Here is a 24,015-nt window from a genome sequence, read left to right as displayed (position 1 = left end):
AGTGTTGTCCTTTCGTCGCGTCGAGGTCGGGCGACCTGACGTGCTGCGCCGATCTCATCAAGCCCTTGGTTGCGGAAACGTAAGGTCCGCGCCTTACCTCGACGCAACCTTCTCCGTGGTCTCCTGAGGGAGATGGGTCGGCGAGGCGCCGCGAACGGCGGAGCGAACGAGAGGTAGGTGGACACGCACGTGAGAGTGCTGATCGTCGAGGACGAGGAGTACCTGGCCGACGCCGTCCGGGCACGTCTGGCCATGGAGGCGATCGCGGCCGACGTGGCCCCGGACGGCGACGCGGCGCTCCTCGCCGTCGAGCTGTACGACTACGACGTGGTGCTGCTCGACCGGGACATCCCGGGCGTGCACGGGGACGAGGTCTGCCGGCGCCTGGCGGCCGACCCTGCTGCGCCCGCGGTGCTGATGCTCACGGCAGCGGGGACCCTCGACGACCGTGTGGAGGGGCTCGGCCTCGGGGCCGACGACTATCTGTCCAAGCCGTTCGAGTTCCCCGAGCTCATCGCCCGGCTCCGCGCCCTCAACCGGCGCAGCTTCACGTCCCGGCCTCCGGTGCTCGAGCGACGCGGAGTCCGCCTGGACCCGTTCCGCCGCGAGGTCACGGTCAGGGGTCGGCGCGTCAGCCTGACCCGGAAGGAGTTCGCGGTGCTGGAGCTGCTCCTGGCGGCCGACGGAGCCGTGGTCAGCGCGGAGACGCTCCTGGAGAAGGCCTGGGACGAGAACGCCAACCCCTTCACGCACGCCGTCAAGGTGACCGTCAGCACGCTGCGGCGCAAGCTGGGCGACCCGGGAGTCATCGCGACGGTGCCCGGTGCGGGGTACGTGATCAGCGATGACTAGCCCGCGGCCCACCCCGCCGCCGTCGGACCTCGACGGCGGGGAGCCGGTGACGAAGCGCTACCGTCTGACGGTGCGCGCGCGGCTCGCACTGACCTACTCGGCGCTCCTCACGGGGGCGGGCATCGTCCTGCTCGCGATCGTCTACGTCTTCATGCGCTATGTCCCCACCTACGACTTCGCCGCGGCCACGACGGCGTCCACCGACGCGGCCTCGGTCGCCCCCGGGGGCTCGCTGGTCCCCACCGACGACCCGACGGCACCGGCAGCGGTGGTCGTCCCCGCGTCCGAGCTCCTGGTGACGTCGAGCGAGCAGCTCCTCAACCTCCTGCTCGTGACCTCGATCGTCGTGCTCGTCGTCCTGGCGGTGCTGGGCACCGCGGTCGGCTGGGCGGTGGCGGGCCGGATGCTCCGGCCGTTGCAGGACATCAACTCGGCCGTGCACCGGGCGAGCGAGGGCGACCTGGCGCAGCGGATCCGGTTGTCCGGACCCCGGGACGAGATCTCGGAGCTCGCCGAGAGCTTCGACGAGATGCTCGATCGCCTCGACCGGTCCTTCACGGCCACGCGCCGCTTCGCGGCCAACGCCTCGCACGAGCTGCGGACCCCGCTCGCGACGACCCGGGCCATGCTGGACGTCGCCCTGGCCCAGCACGACGACCCGGAGGAGAGGGTCGTGTTCGACCGCCTCCGGGTCATGAACGAACGGAACATCGAGACGGTGACGGCCCTGCTGGACCTGGCGAGGATCGACTCGTCGCCACCGCGCCTCGAGCAGTTCGACCCGTCCAGGGTCGTCGCCCAGGCGATCGAGTCGTGCGCCGAGGAGGCAGCGGCCCACGCCGTGCGGATCGAGCACCGGCTGACCGAGACGACCATCGACGGCGAACCCGTCCTGCTCCGCCAGCTGGTCACCAATCTTGTGCAGAACGGGATTCGGCACAACGAGCCCGGCGGATTTCTCGCGGTCGAGGCCGCCCCGTCCGACGTTCCGGGGGGATGGGAGATCGAGGTCGTCAGCTCCGGCCAGGTCCTCGATCCCGAGGCCGTCGAGAGATTCACCGATCCGTTCATGAGAGGAACCGGGCGCACGAGGAATGCGAGCTCGGCCGGACAGGGACTGGGGTTGTCGATCGTCGCGGCGATCGTCGACCGGTTCCGGGGCGAGCTCCGGCTCGCGCCGCGCCAGGGCGGGGGCCTGCGGGTGAGCGTGGTCCTCCCACCGGCCCGCAGCGTGAACGGCGAGCACCCGCGGTCCACGACGTGAAGAAGGTGATCCGGTGCCCGGGTCGCCTCGCCGGGGCCGCCCCTCCCGACGAGGGGCCGGTCGGATATCGAATTCCAGAGGGGTCTCTTTCCGGGCAGCCTTGACAAAGGCGTCAGGAATGTTCGCCCCAGCATCCGTGGCGAATTCTCCAGATGTTTCTTCCGGAGGTGCACGGCTTCTTTCGTGCATCGTACCCGCGCGGTCGGTCCATCTGCTGATCGCGCATTGTCCGCGAGAAGCCGTACCCGCACGTGCAGCGGGCACCACGCCCCTAGGCTGGAGGCGCCCCGGGGATGGCCGGGGCCACTGCCTGAAGGGCCGCACGCATGAGCGACGTTCTGCACGACGACCAGACCCTCGACCCGCTGACCGTGAAGGGCTTCCGGCACAGCCGCCAGTGGGTGTTCGGCACCATGCTGTTCTCGGCGCTGGTCAGCCTGACCGCGTCGTTCGTCCTGTCCTACGACGCGGTGCTCCTTGCGGCGAACCCGACGGCCGAGCTCTCGTGCAACGTCAACGAGGTCCTGTCCTGCGGTGCCGTGGGGGTCGCGTGGCAGTCGTCGTTGTTCGGCTTCCCCAACGCGTTCCTCGGGCTGATCGCCGAACCCGTGGTCATCACGATCGCGGTCGCGAGCCTCGGCGGGGTGCGGTTCCCGCGCTGGTTCATGTTCTCGGCGCAGGTCGTCTACACGCTGGGACTGATCTTCGCGTACTGGCTCTTCTACCAGTCCATGTTCGTGATCGGCGCGCTGTGCCCCTGGTGCCTGCTCGTCACGCTCTCGACGACGCTCGTCTTCATGACGCTCCTGCACTGGAACATCCTCGAGAACAACCTCTACCTCCCGGCCAGGGCGCAGGAGCGCGCGCTGTCGTTCGTCCGCTCCGACGCGGACGTGTTCCTCACGGCGGCCTGGGTCGTCCTGATGATCGCGGGCGTCGTGCTCAAGCACGGTTCCAAGCTCTTCGGCTGAGCCCCGCGCAGGGCGGGGAAGAGCCTCCCGCCCGACGGCGGCGCTCACCCTCGCGGCCGCGCCCCACCCGGGGCGCGGCCGCTCGTGCGTCACCACGCGATGTGGCCGGTGTGGCACTGAATGCCACGTTGACGGCCGTCCAGGAAGAATCTGCCGCAGCGAACTGGACGCTCGTCCACTTTCACCCGCTGCCGTCCGCTCACAGGTTTGACGAACCGTAGAAGACCTTGCAGAATCATCTCTGACGGTGCGTATCGCCTGCCCCCTGCGCGGTGCGCACCGTCCTCACACTTTCTCGGCCCGTTCTCGGTGCGCAATGACGCTCACAGCGAGTTCACAGGAGCCGGACTTCCCTCCCTGCAGTCGCCCTGGTGGCCTTTCTCGTCGCCCCGAGCAACCCGAAACGGCCGCCCACGGCGTGCCGGTGCCGGTTCGGCCACCCGCGACGGTTAGCGTTCCAGAGTGAACGCAGCCGCCCGCACCTCATCTGCCCACGAGTCCGTGGCCGATCCCGCTCGGCCGCTCACCGACCAGACCGCGCCCGACGGCGCATCAGCCGGTGCCCTGCCGAACGGGTCCGACGGCGCGACCGTCGCAGGGCCGCCCGTGCTCGTCGAGCCCCCCACGACCGCCGAGCTCGTCGAGGACGCCGTCCGGTCCTGGCGTGCCTCGCTCGTCGAGCTCGCGGGCGGTTCCTCGCTCGCGGACATCGGGCTCCTGGGTGACGCCGTCATCGATCTCACCGCGGCCCACCCGTCGGGGGTCGCACAGCTCTTCGCCGGCCGACCGACGCGCCTGTCCAACCTCTTCCGCGAGGGGGCGTCGCTGCCCGCTGCTCGCCGCCGGGCCCGCGCCGTGGTCGTCCGGTCGCAGGAGCACGCCCAGCGCTACGGCGTCGCACCGACCTACCTCGCGATCGGTGTCACGACCTGGACCGAGGAGGAGCCTTCCCGTCTCCCCACCGACGACGTCGCCGCGCTCGCGCACGTCGCCGGCTCGTCGCACGGCCGGACCATCGACGGGGCGACCGGCCTGCCGGCCGATCCCGCGGACCTTGCCCACGACCCCTCGGCCGACCCGGCCCAGGCAGCGCAGGGCGACCACGAGGCCGCCGCCGGCGCGCCGCACGCGGTGAGCGGCGCCGTCGGGCCCGAGGACGCCACGGTGAACGCCGCCGAGGCCCACGCGCCCGACCCGGTCCTGCCGCGCACCGTGCGCGCCCCCGTCCTGCTGCGACCTCTCACGCTCACCCCGCGCGGCGACAGCGAGACCGACTACGACCTCACGCTCGAACCGACCGTCGAGATCAACCCCCTGCTCGCCCGCACCCTGCGCGCCCACGGCGGGCTGATCGACCCCGTGACGCTCGCCCGCAGCGCCTTCACGCCCGCGGGCTTCGACCCCTCGGACGCGCTCACCAGGATCACGGCCGTGGGCCGGGCCGTGCTCGGCGACTTCGAGATGACCCAGCGCGTGCTCGTCGGGACGTTCGTCCACCCCGGCCAGGTGCTCGTCGACGACCTCGACGAGCTGGCCTCGGGCCTGGAGCGGCACGAGGTCGTCGCAGCGCTCGCCGGCTCCGACGAGGCCGCGACCGCGCTCGAGCGCGAGCTCCCGGCCCCGCGCGTCGGGGACGCGGACCCCACCCAGGAGCGCGGCGTGGGCGACCTCGACCCCGCCCAGCGCCACGTGATCGACACGCTCGCGACCGGCAGCCACCTGTTCGTCGACGCTCCCGCGGGGTCCGACGTCGCGGGCACGCTCGCGGCCGTCGTGGCCGAGGCGGCGGCCAGCGGGCGCAGCATCCTCTACGTCCCCGGGCACCGCCGGGCGGCCGACTCGCTGACCCACCGGCTCGAGACGCTCGGTCTGGACGGACTGATCCTCGACATCGAGCCCGAGCCCACGTGGCGGGCCACGGCCTCGCACCGCCTGCTCGCGGCCATGGCCGCCGAGGCCGAGGTCGTCGACACCGACGCCGTCGCCCGCGTGCGCGACGGGCTCCTCGGTGCGCGTGCCCAGCTCTCGGGATACGTCGAGTCGCTGCACCTGGTGCGCGAGCCCTGGGGGGTGTCCGCGTACGCGGCCCTGCAGGCGCTCGCCCGCCTCACCGCGCAGCGCCCCGCTCCCGCGACGACCGTCCGCCTCGGACCCGAGGTCACGCTCCGGATCGGCGCCGAGCGCCGCGCCGAGCTCGCGGCGCGCCTCGAGGGCGCGGCCGACGTCGGCGCGTTCACGCTCCGCTCGACGTCCACGCCCTGGTTCGGCGCGGACATCACGAGCAGCGAGGGCGCCCAGGACGCACTGGTCCGGGTCGAGCGGCTCGCGGGCCGGACCCTGCCCGAGCTCCGCGAGCAGGTCGAGTCGGTCGCCCGGACCACGGGCCTCACGCCCGCTACGTCGGTCCGCCAGTGGGGCGAGCAGCTCACGATGCTCGGCGGGATGCGCGGCACCCTCGACGCGTTCCAGCCGCTGATCTTCGAGCGCACCGCGACCGACCTCGTCGAGGCCACCGGGACGCGCCAGTGGCGCGCCGACAACGGGATCGACATGGGGTGGGCCCACCGGCGACGGCTGCGCAAGCAGGCCAAGGACATGCTCCGCCCCGGGGTCCGGGTCGCCGATCTCCACGCGGCCCTCGTCGAGGTCCAGGCGCAGCGCGCGGTCTGGCAGGCGCAGTGCCCCCGCGGCGGCTGGCCCACCCTCCCCGAGGGGCTCGCGGCGATCGAGGACACGTTCGAGGCCGTGCGCCTCGACCTCGAGTACCTCGAGCCCGTCCTGTCCACGACCCCCGTCGGTGCGGACCTGATGGATCTTCCGCTCCCCGAGCTCGCCGCACGCCTGCTGAGCCTGAGCGAGGAGAAGGACGCGCTCGAGCACCTGCCCGCGCGCACCGCGGCCCTGCGGTCGCTGCGTGACGAGGGGCTCGGCGAGCTGCTCGACGACCTCTCGGCCCGACGCGTCGAGAAGGAGCTGGTGGGGCCCGAGCTCGACCTCGCGTGGTGGAGCTCGGTGTTCGAGCAGATCCTCTCGCAGGACCCAGCGCTCGCGGGTCAGGACGGTGCGGGCCTCGAAGCGCTCGCGGGCCGGTTCCGCGAGCTCGACCGGACCCACATCACCGCGCTCTCGGCCCCCGTGCGGGTCGCGGTGCGCGAGCACCTCGGCGGCGCGATGCGCGATCACCGGTCCGAGGCGGAGGCTCTGTTCACCGAGCTCCTCGAGGGGCGGCTCACGAGCCTGCGCGACGCGCACGAGCTCTACCCCGAGATCCTGCGCCGGCTGCGCCCGTGCGTCGTCGCGTCGCCCACGCTCGTGCCGCACCTGTTCACCCCGGCGCGCACGGTCGACCTCGTGATCCTCGACGCCGTCCAGCACCTGCCGGTCGAGCTCGTGCTGTCGTCCCTCGCCCGCGGCCGTCAGGTCGTGGTCGTCGGGGACCCGCGTGCAGCGTCCGGGTCGGCCGTCAAGGAGCTCGCCGCGGTCCTGCCCACGGTCGCCCTGTCCGCGGGTGGTGCACGACGCGACCCGTACCTGACGGCCTTCCTCGTCGCGCACGGGTACGAGGGCGTGCTCCGCCCGAGCCCGCTGCCGCGGGCCGAGCCCCTGGTGCACCTCGACCTGGTCGACGGCGCCGGGATGCCCGACCCGACGTCGGGAGCGGTCGAGAGCACGCAGGCCGAGGTCGACCGGGTCGTGGAGATCGCGATCGAGCACGCCATGACGCGCCCCGAGGAGTCGCTCGCGATCGTCACGGTGAGCGCGGTGCACGCCGACCGGATCCGGGACGCGCTGCTCGCCGAGGTCCGGCAGAACCCGGCCCTCGCCGCGTTCTTCTCCGGTGCGCGGGCCGAGCCCGTCGTGGTGGCCGAGGTCTCGGCGGTCGCGGGGCTCACGCGTGACGCGATCGTCCTGTCGGTCGGCTACGGCCGCACCCCGCACGGGCGGGTCCTGCACCGGTTCGGCGTGCTCAACGCCGCGGGCGGGGACGCGATGCTCCTCGACACGCTGGGCTCGACGCGCCGTCGGCTGCACGTCGTCACGTGCTTCACCGCGGCCGACCTCGACCCCGAGAGGCTGCGCGGGCACGGCGCCAAGCTGCTCGCCGAGGTCCTGGACCTGGCCGAGCAGCGCAACGGCCGCGCGGACCAGGTCACGCTCGGCAACGGCGTGGACGTCGGGGGGAACCCGGACCGCCTCGTGATCGACCTGGCCGAGCGTCTGTGGCGCGCGGGACTCGTGGTCGAGACCGACTACGGGGTCGCCGGGGGCGACCGGATCCCGCTCGTCGTGGGGCACCCCGACCTCCCGGGCGAGCTCCTCGTGGCGGTCCTGACCGACGACGACGCGTACGTCGCCGAGCGCAGCGTCCGCGTCCGCGACCGGCAGATCGCCGAGCGGCTCGAGTCCGCGGGATGGGTCGTGGCGCAGGTGTGGTCCGCAGCGGCGTTCCTCGACCCGGCCAAGGAGGCCGAGCGCATCCGCCGCGTGGTCCAGGCGGTGCGCGACGCTCGGCTGCCCGAGCGGGGCGGGATCGCGCAGACGGGCGGCGGTGACCGCATCGTCGTGGTGCCCGTGGTCGCGGACGACGAGTTCGGTACCGACTGACGGCTGAGAGAATGGACGGGTGCTCCCCGACGACCCAGCCTCCCGCCCCGATGCCCCGGCCCCTGCGGGGGACGCTGCGGGCGACGTTCCGGCGGTGGGCGCGGCGAGCGGGCATCCGCCGCGGCGCAGGTCCCGCCGGGTCGTGCGACGGGGCACCGAGCAGGCAGGAGTCGCTGGACTGGGGTCCGACGACGACGCCGCGACCTGGGGCGACGCCCGCCCGGGGGCTGCGGAGAGCAGTCACGACGCCGAGCTTCTGCGAGACGTCCCGCCGCACTGGTCCTGAGTCGTCCGCTGCTCGGCGGGCTGCCCGGTCGGGCCGGCGCTCTTGCGGGCCGCGCCGGTGGGTCGGTGCCGGAGGTCGGTGTTGCCAGGGGGGCGGTGTTGTCTCTGCGTAGCCACCACCACGGTTGTGGCTACGCAGAAACAACACCCTCCTCTACCCGCAGGTGAGGTGGGCGGCACGCGGCCGCCGCCCAGAGGGCGCGAGCACGAACCTCAGCGGATGCCGGGCCCGTCGACCGGACCGGAACCCGGGCCGGCGCCGCGTGCGTTCTGCGCCGCGAGCAGGTCGCGGATCTCCTGGAGGACCAGGACGTCCTCGGCCGGTGCCTCGGGCTCGGCCTGCTCACCCGTCTTGCGCATCGATGCCAGGTGGTTCATGGGCAGGATGATGACGAAGTAGAGCGCAGCGGCGACGCACAGGAACTTGAAGAGCGCGTCGAGGATGAGACCGATGCTGAAGTCGGCACCGTTGAGGGTGAAGTTCAGGACACCCGTCAGGTCCGGCTTCCCGAAGATGGCGGCGACGAGCGGGTTGATGAGGCCGTCGACGATCGACGTCACGACGAGCGTGAACGCCCCGCCGATCACGACACCGACCGCCAGGTCGATCGCGTTGCCGCGGAGCACGAACTCCTTGAAGCCGTTGAACACGTTCTTCATGCCAGGGTCCTTTCGAGAGGGGCGCAGACCCGGTCTGCGCGCCGAGGTCTCGGCGGCGTCCGGCCGGCAGGTTTGTCCTGACGTGATCTTTCCATGCTCGGGTGGTCGCGCATCTGGACGTCTCGGCGCGCCGCGTGTCCGGGCCCCGCCGCCGGCGGGGGCGCGACCGCGGCCGCCACCCGCCACTACGGCACCAGCACGGCCGACAGCCCACCCCACTGACCGAGCCCCGCGAGCGACGCAGCCTCCTCGGGCAGCACAGCCACGAACGTCACGCCGCCTTCCGCGGTGTCGCCGCCGAGCAGCCCGCCCGCCGACTCCTCGGCGGGTGCCCCGGCCAGCACGAGCGCACGCCGCGCGACGTACGTGCCGGGCGCCCCGTCAGAGGACCCGTCGGCGCCGGACGCGGCGACGAGGAGGTCCACCCGGTCCCCGGGGCTCAGCATGGTCGCCACGGCCGGGTCGGCCAGCCGCACCGGTGCGACGACCGTCCCGGCGGGGGCGGCCGCCGCGAGCTCGCCCGCGGTCACGAGCGAGGGGGAGATGGTCTGCCCGCGCGGGAGTGCGACGGACGTCGTGCGCCCGACGGCGTCGCTCACCCTGGTCAGGGAGACCTGCGGTGCGAGCGGCGACGCGACGTCCTCGACCCGGAGGTCGCGTGCGGTCAGCACGACCCCGGCACCGACGTCCCGGGCGGCGACCAGCACGGGGCTGGTCTCGGGGGGCGGCGGGCTCACCCTGCCCACGACGACCGCGGCCACGAGGCCGCACCCCACGGCGACCACGACGGGACGTGACCGCCACGCGAGGGCGTGCAGGCGCCGTCGGGCAGCTGAGGACCGCGGCCGGGACGTGCGCCGGGAGCGCTCTGAGGCAGGAGGCATGGCGCGACCGTAGAGCGCCCGCGGGGCGTCGGGCGTCGCCTCGGGTCTACCTGTGGACGGACCGCGCCGCCCACGGCCTGTGGACGGCCAGGAGGTGCGTCAGCTCGCGGAGGAGCCCGACGAGCTCGACGAACCCGACGTCCCGCTCGACGAGGACGTGCCTGTCGAGCCGCTCGACGACGAGCCGCTGCTCGACGAGTCCGACGACTTGGACCCTGCGGAGGGCGCGGTCGACGCGCTGCCGGCTCCCATGCTGGACGACTTCGAGGACCGCGAGTCCGTCCGGTAGAAGCCCGAGCCCTTGAAGGTCACGCCGACCGACGAGAAGACCTTGCGCAGGCGTCCGCCGCACTCCGGGCACACCGTCAGAGCATCGTCGGTGAACGCCTGGTGGATGTCGAAGGCGTGGCCGCAGGCAGTGCACGTGTACGCGTAGGTGGGCACGGTCTCTCCTCAAGAGGTCGCGGGGGGAGTGCGGTCGTCGCGGGCCGGGCGCGAGCCTGGACCGGGTGCCCGGCGCCCGCTCGGAGGCAGGGCCGGACTGGCACTCGGGGCTTCTGAGTGCTAATCATACGCCTGGCCTGCCCGGGGTAGTCTCGCACCGTGTCTGCTGAAGTCCCTGCCGGAGTCCACGGCGACCCGTCGCCGCCCGCCCACACGTCCCGACGGGGAGGTTCCCGAGCCCGCCGGGCCACGATCGCGATCGCCGCGCTGCTGGTCGTGCTGCTCGTCGGAGTGTCGATCTTCGCGTTCGTCACGGTCCGCCGCCCCCTCCCGCAGACCGACGGCACCCTCACGGTCCCCGGCCTGGACGGCGAGGTCAGCGTGCTCCGCGACGCCCAGGGCGTGCCGCAGATCTACGCCGACACCCCCGAGGACCTGTTCCGCGCGCAGGGCTACGTCCAGGCGCAGGACCGGTTCTTCGAGATGGACTACCGCCGCCACGTCACGTCCGGCCGTCTGGCAGAGCTGGTCGGGGACAGCAAGGAGGCGATCGACGCGGACAAGGTCACCCGCACCTTCGGCTGGCGCCTCGTCGCCGAGGAAGAGTGGAAGATCGTCGCTCCCGAGACCAAGGCCTACCTCCAGGCGTACGCGGACGGCGTGAACGCGTACCTCGAGGACCGGGACCCGAGCGAGATCGCGCTCGAGTACACCGTGCTCGGGACGAGCGTGAGCGTGGCCGACCCCGAGCCGTGGGACCCGATCGACTCGCTCGCCTGGCTCAAGGCCATGGCCTGGGACCTGCGCGGCAACTACGACGACGAGCTCGAGCGCGCCATCGCCTACGGCAGCTTCGCCGGCAGCGGGACGGGCACCGAGGACCCGGCCCGCGTCGCGCAGGACGTCGCCCGCGTGGGGACGCTCTTCCCGGCCTACCTGTCGGACGTGAACCTCCCCATCCTCGACCCCGCCGACGTCCCGACGGCGACCGCCCCGGCCGAGGTCGACGTCGAGGACGTCGAGCAGACGAGCTACATGCCGACCCTCGGGGGCAGCGAGCTCCAGTCCGCGGTCGGCGCCGCCGACCGTGCGCTCGCAGCCGTCCCGGTCCTCGTCGGGCGTGGCGAGGGGACGGGCTCCAACTCCTGGGCCGTCTCGGGCGAGCACACCGAGAGCGGCAAGCCGCTCCTGGCGAACGACCCGCACCTCGCGCTCCAGGCCCCCGGGGTCTGGGCCCAGGTCGGGCTCCACTGCAACACCGTGAGCCCCTCGTGCGGGTTCGACGTCGCGGGCTTCTCGTTCGCCGGGTTCCCGGGCGTCATCATCGGTCACAACGCCGACGTCGCCTGGGGTCTGACCAACATGGGCGCGGACGTCACCGACTTCTTCATCGAGCGCGTCCGCGACGAGACGTACCTGCGGGGCGACGACTGGGTGCCGCTCGAGACCCGCACGGAGACCATCAAGGTCAACGGGGGGCAGGACGTCGAGCTCGAGGTCTCGTCGACGCTCCACGGCCCGATCGTCTCGACCGTGCTGTCCCTGGACGAGGTCGCGGAGGCCCCGACCGAGGGCACCCCGCTCGGGGACTACGAGGTCGCGCTCCAGTGGACCGCGCTCGAGCCCGGCCGCACGGCCGACGCGGTCTTCGCGTTCGACCTCGCGGCGAGCGCCGACGACATGCGCGAGGCCGCCGCACTCTTCGAGGTGCCCGCGCAGAACGTCGTCTTCGCGACGACCGACGGCCACATCGGCTACCAGGCCCCGGGCAGGATCCCGGTGCGCGAGGTCGTCGAGGGACCGGTGCCCTCGGACGGCACCTGGCCCCGCCCGGGCTGGGACGAGCGCTTCGACTGGACGGGCTACGTGCCCGCCGCGCAGATGCCGGGGGTCGTCGACCCCGAGGAGGGCTTCATCGTCGCGGCGAACCAGGCCGTGCTGCCCGCCGGGACCACCCCGTTCCTCACGACGGACTGGGACTACGGCTACCGCTCGCAGCGCATCCGGACGCTCCTGCAGACCGAGATCGACTCGGGCCGCAAGATCGACGTCGAGACGATGAACACCATCCAGAACGACGACTGGAGCCCGTTCGCCGATGCCCTGGTCCCGTCGCTGCTCGACCAGGACATCGAGAACAGCAAGGGCGTCCGCAACGACTTCGCGGCCGAGGGGCAGGACCTGCTGGCCGACTGGGACGGCTCGATGGACAAGGACTCGGCAGCCGCGGCCTACTTCGCGGCCGTCTGGCGCAACCTGCTCGAGATCACGTTCTGGGACGACCTGCCCGAGGAGATCCGTCCCGCGGGCGGCAGCAGGTGGCTCGCCGTGGTCCAGAACATGCTCCTGGACGAGACCAACGCGTTCTGGGACGACCGGCAGACCGTGAGCGTCGTCGAGACCCGTGACGAGGTCCTCAACCAGGCACTCGTCTCGGCCCGTCTCGACCTGACGACCGAGCTGTCCAAGAAGACGACCGACTGGGAGTGGGGCAAGCTGCACACGCTGTCCCTGGGGCACCTCGTCCTGGACAACGACGCCGTCCCGGGCTTCGTCCGCGCGTACATGAACCCGCGCACGGTGAGCATGCCGGGCGGGTCCTCGATCGTCAACGCCACGTCGTGGGACGCCGCGTCGGGGAACTTCGAGGTCACCTCGGGCCCGTCGATGCGCATGGTCGTCGACCTCGACGACCTGGACTCCTCGACCTGGGTCACCGTGACGGGTGTCTCGGGCCACCCGGCCTCGAAGCACTACGAGGACCAGCTGGGCACGTGGGCCGCGGGCGAGACGTACGCGTGGCCGTTCTCGGTCTCGGCCGTCGCCGCCCAGACGAAGGACGAGCTCCGCCTCGTCCCGTGACGGGCGTGGCGCCGTCGGGCACCTGCTGCCCGACGGCGCCACGCACCCGCCCGCCCGGCCCGCCCCGGCGGGCGGTCGGCTGAGCACGACGAAGGGGCCGGTCCGAGCGCATCGCGCCCGGGCCGGCCCCTTCGTCGTCGGAGAGGTGCGGGGTCAGTCCTGGACGAGCCAGCGCCAACCCTGCGGGGTCGCGACGCCGTCGATCGTCCGGTCGTGCTTCTCGAGGGGGAGGGGACGCTCGTCGGCGTCGTAGACCTCGTCGGGGAAGACCACGGCGATCACCTTGGTGCCGGGGCGCATGTGCTCCAGGGCCCGGTCGTACCAGCCGCCGCCCTGGCCCAGCCGGACCCCGCGCGTGTCGACGGCGAGCGCCGGCGCGATGACGACGTCGGCGTCGACGAGCGCGGCCGCGCCCAGCGCAGGTCCGCTCGGCTCGGGCGGGCGGCCAGGGGCGCGCTCCCGCAGGTCGTGCGAGCCCGCGTACTCGGCCCAGTCGCGCTGCAGTCCCGCGCCGAGCACGGGGAGCAGGACGCGGACGCCGCGTGCGGCGAGGCGGTCGAGCATCGCGGTCGTGCCGGGCTCCGTGGGGCGTGCGGCGTAGGTCGCGACGCAGCGGGCCGACAGGACCTCGGGGATGGTCTCGATCACGTCCGCGATCGCGACGGCCGCTTCGTCGCGGCGCCTCTCGCTGCGCGTGGATCGGGCGGTGCGGATGGCTTTTCGGAGGATCTCCTTCGCGTCCTCGGGTTCGATGCTTCCGTGCAAGGGGTAGGGCTGAACCGGGCCACTCATGCGCCTATTGTCGCAAAGGTTCGGGCAAGAAGTGTCCGGGGTCCCGTCGTCGGACGGAAAGGGTCCGGGACGCGGGGGCTCGTGCGCGGCCGGGCGTGGTGCGTGACCCGGCGCGCGGCGCTATCGTCGGTGCGCCAGATCGTGATACACCCTGTCCACCGGGCCTCACGTCAGTGATCCTGGTGCTCGGAGGCAGGACGTCTCGGGCTCTGCTGCCGGGAACGGATGATCGATGGGCGCACGAGGATGACCAACAAGATCGCACGAGCATGGAGCATGTCGAAGCCCTGGCCGGTCACGCTGCGCGAGGACGCGGTCGACGGCAGCGTGGTGCTGCGCCCGCTCCACCGCCGTGACGGCCACGACTGGATGACGCTGCGGGCCCGCAACGCGTCCTGGCTCGAACGCTGGGAGGCGACCTCGCCCCGACCCGGCACGGGAGCCGGCGGCCCGCCGACGTTCGGCGAGTACGCACGCATCCTCGCCGCCCAGGCGCGCGCCGGGACGTCGTTGCCGTTCGCGGTCGAGCTCGACGGTGAGCTGGTCGGTCAGCTCACGGTCTCGAGCATCACCTACGGGTCCCTCTGCTCCGCGAGCATCGGCTACTGGGTCGGTGAGCACGTCGCGGGCCGCGGGGTGATCCCGACCGCGGTCGCCATGAGCACGGACTACTGCTTCCAGGTGCTCGGCCTGCACCGCATCGAGATCAACATCCGCCCGGAGAACGGCCCCAGCATCCGGGTCGTCGAGAAGCTCGGGCTGCGCGACGAGGGGCTGCGCGAGAGATACCTGCACATCCAGGGGCAGTGGTGCGACCACCGGACCTTCGCGATCACGGCCGAGGAGGTCCCCGACGGCCTGCTCGCGCGGTGGCAGGAGACGCGGCGCTCGGCCTCCTAGCGCACGGACGCGACCGCGAAAAGGACCGACACGCCGCCCGGCGTCCGGTCGACCGCGAGGGGCCTCGCCTACGGTCGGGATGTGGATTCGACGACGGGCTCAGGAGGCGTGGCGGTCCTTGCGCTGTTCGTCCTGTGGTTCGCCTACTACGTCCCGCACCGGGTCAAGCAGCGCCAGCAGCTGCAGGACGCCCGGGTCGAGGACAGGTTCTCGGGGTCCTTGCGGGTCCTCGCGGTCGTCTCGGGACGTCGGCGCGCGGCACCGGGGGAGGGCGCGGAGCACGCGTCGTCGGGCGAGGGGCGCTCGTTGCTCCTGGGCCCGGTCCCGGTCAGCGAGCCGGACGTCGCCCTGATGTCGAGGGCGTCCGACGCGTCCAGGTCGACCTCACGCGTCCTGCAGGTCACGACCGGGGTCACCACCGACCGCCGGCCATCGTCGGAGGAGGAGCCGCAGACCATGGAGACAGACGTCCGCGCGAGCGATCCTCGCCCGAGCATCCCGCCGCGCCGACAGCCGGCCGGTGGAGGGTTCGACGACCCCTTCCCCCCGCGCAAGGTCGCGTCCCCGTCGCGCATCGCGATGCTGGAACGCCGCGCCAAGGCCGCGCGCCGTCGTCTGGCGCTGACGGTCGTGCTGCTCCTCGTGAGCGTGGGGGCGTGGGTGGCCTTCGGGTACGGGCTGGTGCCGTGGTTCGCCGCAGCGGGCCCGACGGCGGTCCTCGCCCTCGTCCTCGTCCTGGGCCGCCAGGCGGCGCTCGCCGGGAAGCGGGCCGACGCCACCTGGCATGCCGACCGCCGCACGGCTGCGCGCGACGCAGCCCGGGCCGCCCGGGGGCCCGTCGCGGGCAGCCCGGTCGCGCCCCGCAACGTCCACCCCTCGCGCGTCACGGGGCACGCGGTGCGCTCCTCGCAGACGAGCACCCAGATGATCCCGCGCGTGACCGCCGAGGACCTGGCCCGTGGCGCCGCGCGCGGCAGGGAGCAGCGCCCGGCGACCGGGTCGACCGCGCGCGTCGAGTCCTCGACGGAGCCCGACCAAGCACGGCCCCGGACGGGCGCGAGCGGCGGCGACCTGTTCGACGACCGCGACCGCTCGACGGGCTCGGAAGGCTCCGCGTCGGAGCAGACCGGTACCGCTCCTCGTGGGGGGACGGCAGCAGGCGCCTCCGCTGATGTCGGCTCGGCCGCGACGGCGACCTCTCCGGTGTCGGCGCCGACCCCTGTCGTGCCCACGGACCGTCCGGAGACCCCCGAGGCGGAGATCGGCGCCGCCTGGGACCCGGTGCCGGTGCCTCGCCCGACGTACACCATGAAGCCCACGGCTCAGGAGACGGGTGTGCCGCCCGTCCAGGTGGCCGTCCCGACCGCCTCGCCCGCCCAGCCGAACCCGGCCCCTCCGCGGTCCGCGGAGTCGGAGGGCACGCCGTCGGGCGTCGGGGCTCCTCAGGGCGACCAGCCCGTGCCGTCGCCCGCCCCCGGGGACGAGAAGAAGCCCCGGACCGAGACGCTGGGTCTGGACCTCAACGAGATCCTGGCTCGCCGACGCGTCTCGGGGCAGTAGCCCGCGGGCCGCTCACCCCGCCGGGGGGAGCGGATTTGTCGAAGTGCGCTGGTCAGGTGTTAATGTTGACCTCGTTCTGGGGCTATGGCGCAGTTGGTAGCGCGTCTCGTTCGCAATGAGAAGGTCGGGGGTTCGAATCCCCCTAGCTCCACCCGGCACAAGGCCCGGAACCTCACGGTTCCGGGCCTTCGTCGTTCCCCTGCTCGGTGGGGTCAGTGCTTGCAGGGGGCATCAGCAAGCAGGGCACGCGACCGGAGCGGATGGACCAGGGGCACGTTGCATCGGGCTGCGCAGGAAGCATCGGGCGCTGCAGCCGTGTCCGCGTCGGTCCTATGCGGGATCGGCCGGCGCAGGCGGGGCCTCGAAGAACAGGTCCAGGTCGCCCGGCGTCGGAGAGCTCACGTCGCTCCCTTCGGCGATGCTCTCCATGAGGCGGCGTGCGAGGCTGCGCAGCGATTCGTTGGTGACGTTCGAGTGATGGCGCAGGAGGTCGAAGGCTTCGTTCTCGGTCATCCCGTAGACCGTCATGACCGCTCCCTTGGCCTGCTCGATCACGGCCCGACTCTCGGCAGACGCTCTGATCGACTCGGTCGCCTCACGCTGGGCGAGCGTGCGCTGGGTGATGGTCAGGTCCACGAAGTAGCCGGAGACCTGGACGACCTCCCCGGTCTCGTTCTCCTTGCGACCACGGCCGACGACGCCGAGCGTGCGCGTGTGCCCGTTCGCGTCGAGGATGCGGTGCACGCACGCGAACGGCTCTCCGGACGAGCACGCCTGCGCAAGGACCGACTCCACGCGAGATCGGTCGTCGGGGTGCTTGTGCGAGAGCATGAGACCGGTGGTGGGAACGACGCCGCCGGGCTCGAAGCCGTGCATCGCATAGAGCCCGTCGGACCACCACCACTCGCCGGTGCGCACGGTCAGGACGAACTGGCCGACCGGCTGAGGAGTCCCAGCGAGCAGAACCTCCATGAGGTCCGCATCAAGAGGGCGAGCCACGTTGTACGAAGTCGTCATCTCAACTCCTAGGTGCAGGGAAGCGAAGGGCCTACTTCCAGACTCCTGGCGGGATCCTGTCGCCGCGCCTCTGAGCCTGTCCTGACCGGTTCGCTGCCGACGAACCGGCCTCGCCGATCAGATGAACTCGTGGCCCGCGGCGTCGAACCCCACAGCCACCCCGTCCACCGACTCCCCAGGAGCCTCCGGCACCTGCATGCTCCACTCGACCAGCACCACGCCGCCGCACTGAGCGCACAGCTGATCCTGCTTCCAGCCTCGAGTCCTGGACACGCTCGCTGACCCCCTTCATGCATCGGACGACAAGGAACATCTGCACCACGGCACCGAGTGCCAGTCCGGAATGTTAGCGGATCGTGACACCCGGTCAAGACCGCTCGAGGACCTCCCTCCGAGCGCTGTGGGGACGCCCTCGCCCAGGACCCGACCGCAGCCCGCGGCCCCCGCTCGGGTACTGTCGCGGGATGACCGAGCCGTTCCTTCCTGACTCCCTCGCGCTCGCCATCGGGTGCCACCACGACGGCCCCGGGCTGGCGGACCTCTCGCGTGCACGTCTGCCCAACATGCCCCACCTGCACGACGAGGAGCTCTGGAGCACGACCTACCGGTTCGGTCCGGGCTTCCACCCGCGCGACCGGTACTTCCCGGTGCTGCGCGAGCAGGGCGAGGGCTCGGACGTCCGTGACGAGCGCGTCGTCGCGTTCGCCTGGGTCGACGCCGCGCTCGACGAGCAGGCCGGTGTCGCGGAGCCGTGGTGGTGCCTCAACGCGATCGCGGTCGCGGACGGGCGCTCGGGCGCCGGGCTGGGCTCCTACCTGGTCCGCAAGGTCGTCGAGCAGGCGCGTGCCGCGGGGGTCTCGACGCTCTACGGCCAGACGCCGCCCGAGGCCGCGGGCTTCTGGGACCGGCTCGGGTTCCGCGTCGGGGGCGTCGACGAGATGCTCGCGTCGGACCGGCTCGTGACCCTCGCCGACGGGCGGACGCTCCGCCCGGTCGTGACGCCCGAGCCGGGGCACCGCTTCTTCGTGCTCAACGGTCTGCAGGGCCAGACCGACGCCCCGAGGCTGCTGCCCGCCCAGTACGAGGCCTGAGCCGCAGCCCAGGCCGATCCGCTCGCCGGTTCCTACGATGGTCGGATGACGACCGAGGGCGCTGTCCGGCCCAAGAAGCTCGAGCCCGCCCAGTACGTCCGCGCCCTGTCGGAGATCGTCCGGCTCTCGGCGCGCACGTCGCCGCTCGCGGTGACCATGAAGGTGGTTGGGTCGATCGTGGCGGCCGCGCTCCCGCTCGTGACGACGTTCTTCGCGGCGCTGACCACGACGGCGCTCGCGGACGCCTACGCCGGCACCGACGGCGCGGGCAACCGGGCGATCGTGTACGTGATCGTCACGGCGGCCCTGGGGCTGTTCATGGTCGCGTTCAGCAGCGTGGACCGCTACATCCAGCGCTCGATGCAGTACAAGGTGGGCGCCAAGGTCTCCGACATGATGTTCGAGCGCTTCATGTCGCTCGAGTTCTGGCGCTACGACGACAAGGAGACGGTCGACCTGTTCGACCGCGCCAAGCGGTTCTCCGAGGCGTACCCCCGCGTGCTGGACCGGCTTGCGACGATCTTCACGCAGGTGGTCTCGGTGATCCTGTCGGTCGTCACGCTGTTCTTCGTGAGCTGGTGGATCGCGCTGATCGTGCTGGTCGCGATCCTGCCGAGCGTGTACCTGCAGTTCAAGCTGTCCCGGGCCCAGATCGCGCACTGGAACTCCCACATCGAGGTGCGGCGCCGGCGCGGCATGATCGAGCGCGGCCTGCTCCAGCCCCAGTACATCTCCGAGCTGCGCGTCTACGGCATGGTCCGCCACCTGCTGGGGCTGCGCCGGGAGCTGCGCGACGAGGACGAGAAGCGCCGCATGGAGTTCGAGAAGACGTACATCCCCAAGCAGCTCCTGGGCGACGGCCTCCAGGCGGCGGCCGAGGTCACGGCCCTGGTCTGGGTCGTGCGCCAGATCGTGCTCCAGGCCCAGCCCGTGGGGCAGTTCGTGCTGGTCCAGCAGGTCGTCTCGCGTGCGCTGGACAGCGCGAACGGCCTGGTGGACTCGCTCAGCAGCATCGACGAGGACCTCGCGAACCTGTTCGACTACGAGGCGTTCATGGCGTTGCCCGTGCGGGGCGAGCGTGAACGTCAGCTCGCCGCGGCACCGGAGACCATCGCGGTCGAGGACGTCACGTTCCGCTACACGGGCTCCGACGTCGACGTCCTCAAGGGGGTGTCGCTGACCATCCACCGCGGGCGGCACGTCGCGATCGTCGGCGAGAACGGCGCGGGCAAGTCGACGCTCGTCAAGATCCTCGTGGGCCTCTACGCGCCCACGACAGGAGCGGTCCGGCTCGACGGCGTGGACCTCCAGGAGCTCGACGTGAACTCCTGGCACGAGCAGCTCGCGGTGCTCCAGCAGGACTACCTCAAGTACGACTTCGCGACGGCCCTCGAGAACATCCAGTACGGCGACATCGAGGACCCGCCCAGCCGTGAGCGCGCGCTGGCCGCCGCCCACGACGCCGAGGCCAAGGAGTTTCTCGAGAAGCTCCCGCGCGGGATCGACTCCTACCTGAGCAACTGGATGGAGGAGAAGGGCAGCCGCAAGCGCGGCACACAGCTCTCGGGCGGTCAGTGGCAGCGCCTCGCGCTCGCGCGCAACTTCTACCGGGCCGCGCCCGTGGTCATCATGGACGAGCCGACGTCGGCGATCGACGCCCTGGCCGAGGCGCACATCTTCCGCCGCCTGTTCGCGGACAGGTCACGCACCATCATCGCGATCAGCCACCGGCTCGCGACCATCGAGAAGGCCGACGTGATCTACATGCTCGCCGACGGCGTGGTCGCCGAGCAGGGGACGCACGCCGAGCTCGTGGCCCTGCGCGGCAGGTACTACACGATGTTCGAGGCCCAGCTCTCGGACCGGGACCGCGAGCAGGGTGCCCCAGGCGCCGACGTCGACGCGCCGGAGCGCCCCGCGCCCGAGCCGACCGTCGCGGCGGGCGACGACGGGTAGCGTCGGGCGGCATGGAACCCCAGCCCGCTCCGGTCTTCGTCGCCGGCCCCGTGTCGTGGAACGAGCTCGTCTACCTCGACGCCCTGCCCGAGCCCCGCTCGCAGACGCTCTTCGCGCAGCGCCACCGCGCCACGGTGGGCGGCACCTCGGCGGGCAAGGCACTCAACCTGCGCGCGCTGGGGCGCGCGGTCACGCTGCGCACGGTCCTGGGGTCCGACGACGTCGCTCCCCGTGTCGAGGACGTCCTGCGAGGGGCGGGGGTCACGCTCCTCGTGGAGCCGGACCCGGACGGCCGGACCGAGCGGCACCTCAACCTCATGGGTGGCGCGGGCGAGCGGCTGTCGATCTACCTCCAGGCCCCGGGCGACGTGCCTCGTGGCGAGACCTGGGAGGCCGCGGTCGCGGCGCTGAGCGCCGCCCCGGCGGTCGTGATCGACCTCGCGGTGCCCGCGCTGCCGCTGCTGCGCGAGGCGCGGCGACGGGGCAAGGAGATCTGGTGCGACGTGCACGACTACGACGGGGAGGCCACGTTCCACCGCGAGTTCCTCGACGCCGCGACCTTCCTCTTCCTCAGCTCGGACCGTTTGCCGGGATACCGCGCGTTCATGGAGGAGCGGGTGGCGGCCGGCGCGCGGCTCGTGGTCTGCACGCACGGAGCCCGGGGAGCGAGCGTGCTGACGGCAGACGGTGAGTGGTTCGACGTGCCGGCCGTGGCGGTCGAGCACGTCGTGGACACCAACGGGGCGGGGGACGCGTACTTCGCGGGGTTCCTCGACGCGTACCTGTCGGGGGCGACCGTCGTCGAGGCGCTGCGGGCGGGTGCGGCGCGTGGGGCGCTGTGCGTCCAGAGCCCGGACCTCGCGCCGCCGGCCTGAGCGCAGCGCGAGGGGCTCCGAGCGGGGGTCGAGGGGTGGGGCGTGCCGGTCAGGACCCGGCGGGCGCGACGCACTCGATCGGACGCCCGTCGACCTCGTGGATCCCCGGGCCGAGCTCGGCGCACTCGCCCATGAGCCAGACCAGGGTCGCGGCCCAGATCACGATGGCTACGATCACGAGGAACGAGACGATGATCGCGGCCACGGCCCACCAGTTGCTCCTGTGCGCCCGGCGTGCCTTGACGAGTCCCACGATCCCCAGGACCAGCCCGACCAGCGACAGGGGGATCGACAGCACGAGCGCGACGATGCCCAGGGTCTTGCCGGGGGTGGGGGTGATCGGCTCGGTCTGGGTCACGGGGATCCTCACGGTCGGTGCGGGCGCTCGTCGGGGCGGCGTGCCCGGGTGCGGTCGGTGCTGCGGGTGCGGTGGACGTTCGGCGGGCCGTCTGGGTCCGCCGGCCGGCCGTCTCCAGTATGGCCGAGCGGCGGTCTCGCCCGGTGCCCGTCCCAGGAACGCCCGTGGGCCCCGACCGGCGAACGGTCGGGGCCCACGGACGTCGTGCGGAGCGGTCAGGAGCAGGTGTACTCCACGCCGTCGACGTAGTGGGTCCCGGGACCGAGGTCGGCGCACTTCTCGAGCACCTCACCGATGAGCCCGCCGAACGCTGCGAGGGCGATGATGCTGCCGACCAGCAGCACCGCCCCGACGATGATGCCGGCGAGCGCGATGCCGTTCTTGTAGCCGGCCTTCTTGGACTTGTTGAGCGCGACGATGCTCAGGATCAGGCCGATGAGCGACGTGCAGCCGATGATCGAGAGCACGAGCCCGACGATGCCGAGCGTCTTGCCCGGGTCCTGGGCCGGGGCGCCGGGGACGCCACCGGGCGTGTACGGCGCCTGCGGAGCGCCCGCCCCGTAGGGGGCCTGGGGTACGCCCGGCGCCGGCGCGCCGTACTGCGGGGCCTGCGGGGCACCGTACTGGGGAGCCTGGGGAGCCTGGGGTGCCTGACCGGCAGCAGGGTCCTGGGGGCCGCCGGCGTACGGGTTCGGCTGACCGGACGGGTTCTGCTCGGGCTGCTCGGGGTAGGACATGTCACTCCTCGTGGTGCGGTCGATGATCGCCGACAGTATGTCGTGCGTGAAGACCCACGACAATGGTGAGGACACCCCGTGTCGGGTGCGGCGCCGTCGGGCCTCCTGGGGCGCGGCGGGCCGCCCCGGATGTCCACGACTCGCCCACGACTCGGCGCGACAGACCAGGTAGGCGATGATAGAGACGTGAATTCACGGAAGGTCCGAATCGTCGCTCTTGCCGCCTCTGTCCTGGTGGCGACCCCGCTGCTGGCCGGTTGTGGGGAGGAGGGCGGTCCAGCGAGCACGGCCGAGGCGCCCGACGGCGGACTGCGCGTCGTCGCAGCCGACGAGGTCGCGCCCGTCGTCGTCCTCGGCTCGAGCGACCCCGCCGAGCTCACGCTCACGGCGAGCCAGGCGTTCTTCGCCTCCGCGCCGGTCGTGATCCTCGCCGACGCGGAGGACGAGACCGCCCAGGCGGCCGCGGCAGCTGCTGCGCTCCCGCTCCACGCTCCCGTCCTGCTCACCGGCGGGGCGATCGCCGACAGCGGTCTCACCAAGGAGATCGCCCGGCTCGGCGCAGTCACGGCCGTCGTCGTGACGCCCGACCCGGCCCCGCGCGTCGACGCGTCGGGCACGTCCGGTGCCTCCGGCGCGGCGGGCGTCGCCGCGGTCTCGTCCGTGTCCTCGTCCGAGGACCTCGAGGAGGAGGCGCGCAAGACGGTCCGGGCGATCGACCCGGACCTGCAGACGGTGCTCCTCGGGGCCGGGGCGCTCGTCGAGACCCAGGACGGCGGTACGGAGATCGACGACCGGGACCTCGCGGATGTCCAGGAACAGCTTCCCGAGACCGAGTCCCCACGGCTCCTGACCGAGGTGCTCGCGCTGGTCGACCAGACCCCGGGGCAGGCGACGGCGCTCGCCACGGCGCAGGCCGCGGGCGTGGTCCCGCTCGCGGTGCCCGGTGGCGACCCCCGGGCCTCGAGCGTCTCGGTCCAGGCCATGGCGCAGGCCAAGGCGCTCGCGGTCGTCGGGATCGGCGAGTCGTTCGGGACGGTCGAACAGCTGACCGCCCGCGTCCGGTCGGCCGAGACGGGTGTCGAGCTCACGGGCGGCGGGCAGCTCGTCACGGCGGGCAAGCGCTACGTCGTCCTGCCGGGGACGACCGTCCCGGCGACCCCCGCCAAGATCAACGACGCCGTCGCGCGGACCGCCGCTCGCGCCGAGCCGTACGTCGCGGTCGCGGGGGAGTCGGGTGAGACCGACACGACCGTGACCGTCCCGACCCTCGAGCTGGTCGTCACGGAGGCGTCCGGCGCGGCGGGCAAGGACGGGAACTACTCGACCGAGCTCACGGTCGAGGCCGTGCGCCCCGCGGTCGAGGCGGCCCTCGGCGCGGGCCAGCACGTGCTCCTCGAGTTCCAGCCGGGGAAGGCGACGTTCGTCGAGCAGGTCCGGCAGTATGCGGAGCTGCTGGCCCTGCCAGGCGTCGGGGTCTCGCTCGATCTCGACGCGCGACGGGCGAGCGGCGCCGTCAAGAAGGACGGCGTGGTGCCCGCGCAGGAGGTCGACGCGGTCGTCGACTACCTCGCCGGGGTCGTGGAGGGCAAGGCTCTGCCGCAGAAGATGCTCGTGGTGCACGTCTCGCGGCCCGGGGCGCTGACCGAGGCCCAGTCGCTGTCGACGACCGACGACGCCGTGGCCGTGGTGCTGCACTCCGACGTCTCGGGTCCGTCCGCCGCGCGGGAGAAGGCCTGGAACGAGCTCACCAAGGCCGTCCCCGGGGTGTCGTGGTGGGGCTGGACGGACATGGCGGGCGACGCGACCGCGGGCCCTGCCGCTGCCGGTGGCGGAGCGGGTGCACCGCTCGTCGTCGTCGTGGAGTAGGCAGGGCGCTCGCGCAGGAGGCCGCTTGTTCGCGCC

The 24,015-nt window shown here is 72.6% G+C and carries 19 protein-coding genes, 1 tRNA gene and 1 pseudogene; 13 read left to right on the top strand and 8 right to left on the bottom strand.

All coding sequences use genetic code 11. The annotated features are described in order from the left end of the window. Positions 1-189 precede the first annotated feature (189 nt). The 4 genes from ASE15_RS00315 (at position 190) to ASE15_RS21015 (ending at position 7,692) form a co-directional block, all read left to right on the top strand. Positions 190-852, top strand: coding sequence for a response regulator transcription factor (locus tag ASE15_RS00315; RefSeq protein WP_056761338.1), 663 nt, complete (start codon positions 190-192; stop codon positions 850-852). Further along, on the top strand, positions 845-2,116 hold the full coding sequence (locus ASE15_RS00310) for a HAMP domain-containing sensor histidine kinase (RefSeq protein WP_082618052.1): 1,272 nt from the start codon (positions 845-847) through the stop codon (positions 2,114-2,116). Before ASE15_RS00315 ends, ASE15_RS00310 begins: the two co-directional genes overlap by 8 nt. Before the next feature lie 326 nt (positions 2,117-2,442). After that, positions 2,443-3,087 (top strand): vitamin K epoxide reductase family protein, encoded by a 645-nt coding sequence (locus tag ASE15_RS00305; RefSeq protein ID WP_056645508.1) that lies wholly within the window; start codon positions 2,443-2,445, stop codon positions 3,085-3,087. Between the two features lie 462 nt (positions 3,088-3,549). Further along, positions 3,550-7,692, top strand: a complete 4,143-nt coding sequence (locus ASE15_RS21015) for a hypothetical protein (RefSeq protein WP_369800523.1) — start codon at positions 3,550-3,552, stop codon at positions 7,690-7,692. Between the two features lie 498 nt (positions 7,693-8,190). Here ASE15_RS21015 and mscL read toward each other — a convergent pair whose 3' ends face one another. Together mscL and ASE15_RS00290 are read right to left on the bottom strand one after the other, a co-directional pair. Next, complete coding sequence (mscL, locus tag ASE15_RS00295) at positions 8,191-8,637, bottom strand: large conductance mechanosensitive channel protein MscL (RefSeq protein WP_056645515.1); 447 nt, start codon at positions 8,635-8,637, stop codon at positions 8,191-8,193. Between the two features lie 185 nt (positions 8,638-8,822). Next, entirely contained in the window at positions 8,823-9,521 is a 699-nt protein-coding gene (locus ASE15_RS00290; RefSeq protein ID WP_082618051.1) for an RcpC/CpaB family pilus assembly protein, read from the bottom strand. A gap of 79 nt (positions 9,522-9,600) precedes the next feature. Between ASE15_RS00290 and ASE15_RS21775 the strand changes: the two genes are divergently transcribed. Next, the gene (locus ASE15_RS21775) at positions 9,601-9,810 is read left to right on the top strand and encodes a hypothetical protein (RefSeq protein WP_056760440.1); all 210 of its coding nucleotides are present in this window, start codon (positions 9,601-9,603) and stop codon (positions 9,808-9,810) included. A gap of 14 nt (positions 9,811-9,824) precedes the next feature. On the opposite strand, the pseudogene ASE15_RS21770 reads toward ASE15_RS21775, so the two are convergent. Next, positions 9,825-9,965: pseudogene (locus ASE15_RS21770) on the bottom strand (FmdB family zinc ribbon protein); the annotation flags it as partial. A 159-nt stretch (positions 9,966-10,124) separates the two neighbouring features. Between ASE15_RS21770 and ASE15_RS00280 the strand changes: the two are divergent. Further along, positions 10,125-12,827, top strand: coding sequence for a penicillin acylase family protein (locus tag ASE15_RS00280; RefSeq protein WP_082618049.1), 2,703 nt, complete (start codon positions 10,125-10,127; stop codon positions 12,825-12,827). Between the two features lie 153 nt (positions 12,828-12,980). On the opposite strand, the gene ASE15_RS00275 is transcribed toward ASE15_RS00280, so the two are convergent. Then, positions 12,981-13,619: a 5-formyltetrahydrofolate cyclo-ligase gene (locus tag ASE15_RS00275; protein WP_056645528.1), complete on the bottom strand. Its 639-nt coding sequence runs from the start codon at positions 13,617-13,619 to the stop codon at positions 12,981-12,983. A gap of 276 nt (positions 13,620-13,895) precedes the next feature. On the opposite strand from ASE15_RS00275, the gene ASE15_RS00270 reads away from it, so the two are divergent. The 3 genes from ASE15_RS00270 to ASE15_RS00260 all read left to right on the top strand — a co-directional run bounded on the left by ASE15_RS00270 (position 13,896) and on the right by ASE15_RS00260 (position 16,230). Further along, entirely contained in the window at positions 13,896-14,519 is a 624-nt protein-coding gene (locus tag ASE15_RS00270) for a GNAT family N-acetyltransferase (protein WP_056761332.1), read from the top strand. Positions 14,520-14,600: 81 nt separating this feature from the next. After that, a complete protein-coding gene (locus ASE15_RS00265) occupies positions 14,601-16,079 on the top strand; it encodes a hypothetical protein (RefSeq protein WP_157277079.1) in 1,479 nt (492 codons plus the stop codon). Positions 16,080-16,157: 78 nt separating this feature from the next. After that, positions 16,158-16,230: transfer RNA gene (locus ASE15_RS00260), tRNA-Ala, on the top strand. Positions 16,231-16,409: 179 nt separating this feature from the next. Here ASE15_RS00260 and ASE15_RS00255 read toward each other — a convergent pair. Further along, positions 16,410-17,096 carry a PAS and ANTAR domain-containing protein gene (locus ASE15_RS00255; RefSeq protein WP_235534038.1) on the bottom strand — a complete coding sequence of 229 codons (687 nt, stop codon included), beginning with the start codon at positions 17,094-17,096 and terminating at the stop codon, positions 16,410-16,412. A 117-nt stretch (positions 17,097-17,213) separates the two neighbouring features. Further along, on the bottom strand, positions 17,214-17,369 hold the full coding sequence (locus ASE15_RS20570; RefSeq protein WP_157277078.1) for a hypothetical protein: 156 nt from the start codon (positions 17,367-17,369) through the stop codon (positions 17,214-17,216). A gap of 191 nt (positions 17,370-17,560) precedes the next feature. Between ASE15_RS20570 and ASE15_RS00250 the strand changes: the two genes are divergently transcribed. The 3 genes from ASE15_RS00250 to ASE15_RS00240 are packed head-to-tail and all read left to right on the top strand — an operon-like array spanning position 17,561 to position 21,018. Further along, the gene (locus ASE15_RS00250; protein WP_056760435.1) at positions 17,561-18,187 is read left to right on the top strand and encodes a GNAT family N-acetyltransferase; all 627 of its coding nucleotides are present in this window, start codon (positions 17,561-17,563) and stop codon (positions 18,185-18,187) included. A gap of 45 nt (positions 18,188-18,232) precedes the next feature. Beyond that, complete coding sequence (locus ASE15_RS00245) at positions 18,233-20,143, top strand: ABC transporter ATP-binding protein (RefSeq protein WP_200960485.1); 1,911 nt, start codon at positions 18,233-18,235, stop codon at positions 20,141-20,143. Between the two features lie 11 nt (positions 20,144-20,154). Next, the gene (locus tag ASE15_RS00240) at positions 20,155-21,018 is read left to right on the top strand and encodes a carbohydrate kinase family protein (RefSeq protein WP_056645540.1); all 864 of its coding nucleotides are present in this window, start codon (positions 20,155-20,157) and stop codon (positions 21,016-21,018) included. Between the two features lie 49 nt (positions 21,019-21,067). Here the strand turns inward: ASE15_RS00240 and ASE15_RS00235 are convergent, their stop codons facing one another. Then, positions 21,068-21,376, bottom strand: coding sequence for a hypothetical protein (locus tag ASE15_RS00235; RefSeq protein ID WP_056645543.1), 309 nt, complete (start codon positions 21,374-21,376; stop codon positions 21,068-21,070). Positions 21,377-21,591: 215 nt separating this feature from the next. Next, entirely contained in the window at positions 21,592-22,113 is a 522-nt protein-coding gene (locus ASE15_RS00230) for a DUF4190 domain-containing protein (protein ID WP_056760432.1), read from the bottom strand. A gap of 186 nt (positions 22,114-22,299) precedes the next feature. On the opposite strand from ASE15_RS00230, the gene ASE15_RS00225 reads away from it, so the two are divergent. Continuing rightward, complete coding sequence (locus ASE15_RS00225) at positions 22,300-23,979, top strand: hypothetical protein (protein ID WP_157277077.1); 1,680 nt, start codon at positions 22,300-22,302, stop codon at positions 23,977-23,979. The last annotated feature ends 36 nt before the right edge of the window (positions 23,980-24,015 follow it).

The sequence above is a fragment of the Oerskovia sp. Root22 genome (assembly GCF_001429135.1).
Classification (GTDB): Bacteria; Actinomycetota; Actinomycetes; order Actinomycetales; family Cellulomonadaceae; genus Oerskovia; species Oerskovia enterophila.
The sequence above is the reverse complement of the archived record's forward strand: the minus strand, read 5'-3'. Positions and strand labels throughout refer to the sequence as shown.